The organism is Tateyamaria sp., from assembly GCF_059783535.1.
In genome coordinates, this window is the sequence record NZ_JBYNDP010000127.1 from 4,833 (window position 1) to 9,825 (window position 4,993).

8 protein-coding genes are annotated in these 4,993 nt (G+C 62.1%); 5 read left to right on the top strand and 3 right to left on the bottom strand.

Annotated elements, in window-relative coordinates:
* The coding region (locus AC6RA8_RS18230; protein WP_500354620.1) for a PDZ domain-containing protein at positions 1 to 423 on the top strand (423 nt) is incomplete at its 5' end.
* 110 nt (positions 424 to 533) lie between these two features.
* Here the strand turns inward: AC6RA8_RS18230 and AC6RA8_RS18235 are convergent.
* The gene (locus tag AC6RA8_RS18235) at positions 534 to 1,064 is read right to left on the bottom strand and encodes a peptidoglycan-binding domain-containing protein (protein ID WP_500354622.1); all 531 of its coding nucleotides are present in this window, start codon (positions 1,062 to 1,064) and stop codon (positions 534 to 536) included.
* A 70-nt stretch (positions 1,065 to 1,134) separates the two neighbouring features.
* Complete coding sequence (locus AC6RA8_RS18240; protein ID WP_500354624.1) at positions 1,135 to 1,563, bottom strand: OB-fold nucleic acid binding domain-containing protein; 429 nt, start codon at positions 1,561 to 1,563, stop codon at positions 1,135 to 1,137.
* A gap of 125 nt (positions 1,564 to 1,688) precedes the next feature.
* Between AC6RA8_RS18240 and AC6RA8_RS18245 the strand changes: the two genes are divergently transcribed.
* The 3 genes from AC6RA8_RS18245 to AC6RA8_RS18255 are packed head-to-tail and all read left to right on the top strand — an operon-like array spanning position 1,689 to position 3,174.
* Positions 1,689 to 2,012, top strand: a complete 324-nt coding sequence (locus AC6RA8_RS18245) for a 2Fe-2S iron-sulfur cluster-binding protein (RefSeq protein ID WP_299211857.1) — start codon at positions 1,689 to 1,691, stop codon at positions 2,010 to 2,012.
* The gene (locus AC6RA8_RS18250) at positions 2,012 to 2,779 is read left to right on the top strand and encodes an FG-GAP repeat domain-containing protein (protein WP_500354625.1); all 768 of its coding nucleotides are present in this window, start codon (positions 2,012 to 2,014) and stop codon (positions 2,777 to 2,779) included. Before AC6RA8_RS18245 ends, AC6RA8_RS18250 begins: the two co-directional genes overlap by 1 nt.
* On the top strand, positions 2,776 to 3,174 hold the full coding sequence (locus tag AC6RA8_RS18255; protein WP_500354627.1) for a hypothetical protein: 399 nt from the start codon (positions 2,776 to 2,778) through the stop codon (positions 3,172 to 3,174). The genes AC6RA8_RS18250 and AC6RA8_RS18255 overlap by 4 nt, the downstream gene beginning before the upstream one ends.
* 92 nt (positions 3,175 to 3,266) lie before the next feature.
* Here AC6RA8_RS18255 and purD read toward each other — a convergent pair whose 3' ends face one another.
* Positions 3,267 to 4,532, bottom strand: a complete 1,266-nt coding sequence (gene purD / locus AC6RA8_RS18260) for a phosphoribosylamine--glycine ligase (RefSeq protein ID WP_500354629.1) — start codon at positions 4,530 to 4,532, stop codon at positions 3,267 to 3,269.
* 67 nt (positions 4,533 to 4,599) lie between these two features.
* On the opposite strand from purD, the gene AC6RA8_RS18265 reads away from it, so the two are divergent.
* The coding region (locus AC6RA8_RS18265) for an exodeoxyribonuclease VII large subunit (RefSeq protein WP_500354631.1) at positions 4,600 to 4,993 on the top strand (394 nt) is incomplete at its 3' end.

A 4,993-nucleotide genomic window follows, 5' to 3' on the forward strand; every position in this document is an offset into this window, starting at 1 on the left:
CGCGTGGTCGTGTTCCGCGATGGTGAAACGGTGACCCTGCGCGTGACACTTGGACGGCGTGAGGAAGCGGAAGGCGCCGTGCCCGCTGCTGCGGCGCCCGAGGAGGGGCCGGCGGAAGCTGAAACCAAGGACGTGCTTGGTCTGACGCTCAGCACGCTGACGGACGAGCTGCGTGAACAGCTGGGGGCGGATGCAGATCAGGAAGGCCTGGCCGTTGTCGAGGTGGATGAGACCAGCGAAGCCTTCGAAAAGGGCCTGCGTGCAGGTGACATCATCACCGAAGCTGGGCAGCAGAAGGTCAACAGCATTGGCGAGTTCGAGACGCGCTTGGATGACGTGAAAGAAGCCGGGCGCAAATCGCTGCTGCTGCTGGTGCGTCGGGCGGGTGATCCGCGTTTCGTGGCGCTCAGTCTGGCCGAGTAAGTCCCTTCATCGATAAGAAATAGGTAAGGCGCCCCTTGGGGCGCCTTTCTTGTTCAGGGCTTGCAGCGATGTGCCGACCTGTAAGGCGCACCTGTGGTGCGCCCCGCCCGTCAGGTTGCGGTGGGGTTGGCAACGGTGATCAGTCCCAGCTTGCGGGCGGCGGCGATGGAAAGGGTCTTGCTGTCCAGGCCCTCTGAGGCCTGGTATCGCCCGATTGCCGCGCGGGTGCGCGCGTCCATTTCGCCCGTGATCCGACCCGTATAAAACCCCCGCGCCTCCAGCGCCCGCTGGACTGATGCAATGAAATCGGGCGTAATATCCGCTTCGCAGATTATCTCGTACCAGGTTTCCCGGCGGGGTTGGACGACCAGCTGGCTTGTCTCCGTCTTGTAGATCGGCGGCGACTGAATTCGCCCGTCACTGCTGACCTGCGCGGGTTGCAACTGGATTTTTCGGTTCACGGTCTCGACGACGGCGGGGCTCACCGTCTTGCCCCAACACGTGTCCGGGGCCGCTCCGGGCGGGGCGGTGGCCAGCGAGATGGGGTCGACATTCGAAGAGGACGTGACCATGCCATTGTCAGCGCAGGCTGCAACAATGCAGGCGGCGGCAAGAGCCGGGAAGAAGGGTCTGAAAATCATGCTCGGGCCTCTGACTGGGCTTTTGTGGGCAACATAGCTGCGGGTCGGGCCTCTGCCTAGCCCTGCTGCATTAACCGCCCTTACGGCTTTCCCAGGTGTCGGTGCGTGTCTCACTTCCCATGTGCCGACCGGTGCCTTCCGCAAGAAGCTGGTCGAGCAGGGAAGAGATGTCCTCGATCTCTTCGGCCAGCACATGGGTGACGTTGTGGGCCCGCTGCATCCGGCCTGTCACCTTCAACATGCGCCCGGCCACCACGGCACGGCGGAAGCGTTCGTAGATGTGACGCCAGACGATGATGTTCACCACGCCTGTCTCATCTTCAAGTGTCAGGAAGATCACGCCCTTGGCTGTGCCAGGGCGTTGCCGCAGGATCACAAGCCCTGCCACTGCCACCCGCGCATTCACCGGCGGCGCGCCCAGCTCACCCGCCCGCAGACAGGCCGGGGGACGGGGCCATGTGGGCGCACGCCCAGAAGGGGATGAAGAATAGATCTGCATGAGAACAAAGATAGAACAAACATATCATGTCGCAAGTGAAAAAGTTAGGGGTCGCAAAAGGGGCTGGCAGCCTTATCTCCTGCCCGATAGAGATATGCGGAACGCGGATTGAAGGGGGCCCAGACATGGCCAAGATCACCTATATCGAACATGGCGGAACGGAACATGTCGTCGACGTCGCCAATGGCCTAACGGTCATGGAAGGCGCACGGGACAACAACATTCCGGGCATCGAAGCGGATTGCGGTGGGGCCTGTGCCTGTTCCACGTGCCATGTCTATGTGCATCCCGACTGGGTCGAGAAGCTGCCGACCAAGGATGACATGGAAACCGACATGCTCGACTTCGCCTACGAGCCGGACGTGACCCGTTCGCGCCTGACTTGCCAGTTGAAGGTCACGGACGCGCTGGACGGTCTTGTTGTTCAGATGCCTGAAAAGCAGATCTGATGCCTATTGGGGCGCCGCGTCTGCTGATGCACCATGTGCGCCCGTTCGCCCGCGGCGCGTTGCAACCGCTGCGCCTGTTGCTGACCGCGCTGGCGCTCATGGCACCCTCGGCGCCTTTGCTGGCGGATGTCATCGTGGCGGCCCGCTACGCCGATCCGACCGACCGATACGCCCACGGCATCCTTGGCGATGCGATCGAATGGGGCACACTCGAGCTTGAGATGCAGAGCGGAGAGACGCGCCGTTTTGTCCTGCCCCGTGATCACGTCTTTGAAGACGTCGCTCCTCGCCTTGCTGATCTGGATGGCGATGGCGCACCCGAGGTGCTGGTGGTCGAAGCAGATGTCACCGCAGGGGCTGCTTTCGCCATCTACGGCGCGCAGGGCAAGATCACCGAGACGCCACATATCGGGACCCGCAACCGCTGGCTTGCTCCTCTGGGGGCGGCTGATCTGGACGGCGATGGCGTGACCGAGATCGCCTATATCGACCGCCCGCACCTTGCCAAGACCTTACGTATCTGGCGGTTTGCAGATGGCACGCTGACCCCCGCTGCGGACCTGCTGGGGCTCACCAACCACAGGATCGGTGAGGTGGATATCGCTGGCGGCATCCGCACCTGTGCGGGTGTGCCCGAAATGATCCTCGCCACCGCCAACTGGTCAGACCTTGTGGCCATACGCTGGGACGGATCGCAGTTTCAGCGCGTGTATCTGGGCACCGATACGACCCGCCCCGCATTTGCCCGCGCCATGGACTGCCAATGATCCGACTGGCCATCGCTGTGCTATTTACCGCAGTGCCAGCCATTGCGCAGGACCGCCTGACGCCCGAACAGTTTCTGGACCTTGTCGCCAACCGAACCGCGTCCTTTGCGACTTTTCCAGACCGTCAGCCTGTTGGGATCGAACAGTTCCTGTCCCGCGATCGCACGGTCTGGGCTCGGGCAAACGGGACCTGTGCCTTTGGCCTGGTGACGGCAGAGAATGGTCAGGTCTGTTTCGACTATGATGACGATCCGCCCGGCGTGCTGCATTGCTGGGTTCCGTTTCTACGCGATGCACGGCTGTTTGTTGCCTCAACCGATGATCTCGGAGAGGTGCAGGAAGTGGTGGACATCAGCGACGATCCAGTTGCCTGTACGCAAGCACCGATATCGTAGGTAATTACCATGCACTTCCCCGGCTGCTGCCGATTGGAGTCTCCGGAGGGGTTTTCTAAATCAGGGAAGGGATGGACCAAAAGGTCTTTGTCTTAGTCGAGCGCCCGCCATCCGATGTCACGGCGACAAAAGCCACCGGGGAACTCGATGGCATCAATCATCTCATAGGCGCTGTCGGCGGCTTCTCGCAGTGATGCACCCCGGGCTGTGACGTTCAGAACGCGCCCGCCAGACGCGGTGATCTTGCCATCCTGTGCTGACGTTCCAGCGTGAAACACCATCTGACTACCGGTGGCGGGCAGGGCGTCTAAACCGCCGATCACAGCCCCCTTCGCATAGTCGCCGGGATATCCCTCTGCCGCCATCACAACGGTGATGGCATGATCTTCCGCCCAGTTGACTTGTGCGGTGTTCAGTCGCCCTTCGGCGGCTGCATGCATCAGGTCCAGCGCCTGGGCGCCAAGGCGCATCATCAACACCTGGCACTCCGGATCCCCAAAGCGTACGTTGTATTCAACAAGGCGCGGCGCGCCATCTTCGATCATCAAACCAGCATAGAGCACACCCTGGTACGGCATGCCCCGGGTCGCCATCTCGGCCATTGTCGGACGAATGATCTCCTCCAGTGCGCGTTCAGCGATGTCATCGGTCAGCACTGGTGCGGGTGAGTAAGCACCCATGCCGCCGGTGTTTGGGCCGGTGTCGCCTTCGCCCACGCGCTTGTGGTCCTGCGCGGTGCCGATGGGAAGCACGTCGGTGCCGTCGCACAGGACGAAGAAAGATGCCTCTTCCCCCTGCATGAATTCCTCGATGACAACTTCGGCCCCGGCACCGCCAAAGGCCCCCCCAAACATGTCATCAATGGCTGTATGGGCATCTTCAACCGTCTCGGCGATGATGACACCTTTGCCCGCGGCCAGCCCGTCTGCCTTGACCACGATGGGCGCACCTTGGTCTGCCACATAGGCTTTGGCGGCAGCCGCATCCGTGAAATGGCCGTACGCGGCCGTTGGTGCGTTGGCTACATCGCAGATGGCCTTCGTGAATGCCTTGGATGCTTCAAGCTGCGCTGCCGCTTGGCTCGGGCCAAAAACCAGCACCCCTGCATCCCGCAAACGGTCAGCGACTCCGGCGGCAAGCGGGGCCTCGGGGCCGACAATCACGAAATCGATGCATTCTTCTTCGACGAATGTCGCGACAACCCCACCATCATTGATGTCCAGGCTCGCGCATTCGGCAATGGCTGCGATCCCTGCATTCCCGGGGGCCACGACCAGCCGGTCGCATTTCGGGTTCTGCAACACCGCCCAGGCCAAGCTGTGTTCGCGGCCACCGCCGCCCAGAATGAGAATGTTCATCGCTTGCTCCTTGGCCTTTGTTGGGCCGCGTTCTAAGCTGGCCCGACCCGCAGTACAAGGATGGCCCATGGACCTGCTTGACGATCCCGTTCCCGGTTCGAACACGCCTGAGTTCTCGGTGTCCGAGATTGCGGGCAAGGTGCGCAAGCTGATCGAGGGCGAACTGGGCTGGGTCCGGATCAAGGGCGAGGTTGGGCGCGTCGTGCTGGCCCGCTCCGGTCACCTCTATTTCGACCTCAAAGACGACCGCAATGTCCTATCCTGCATGACGTGGAAAGGACAGGTGAGTGGTCTGGGCACCATGCCCGAGGAAGGGATGGAGGTCGTGGCCGAAGGGCGCATGACGGCCTCCGGCTTCCAGTCCAAATTCTCCCTCAACGCCGAACGCATTGCGATTGCGGGGCAGGGTGCGCTGATGGCGCTTCTGGAAAAGCGCAAGAAGGCGCTCGCTGCCGAGGGGC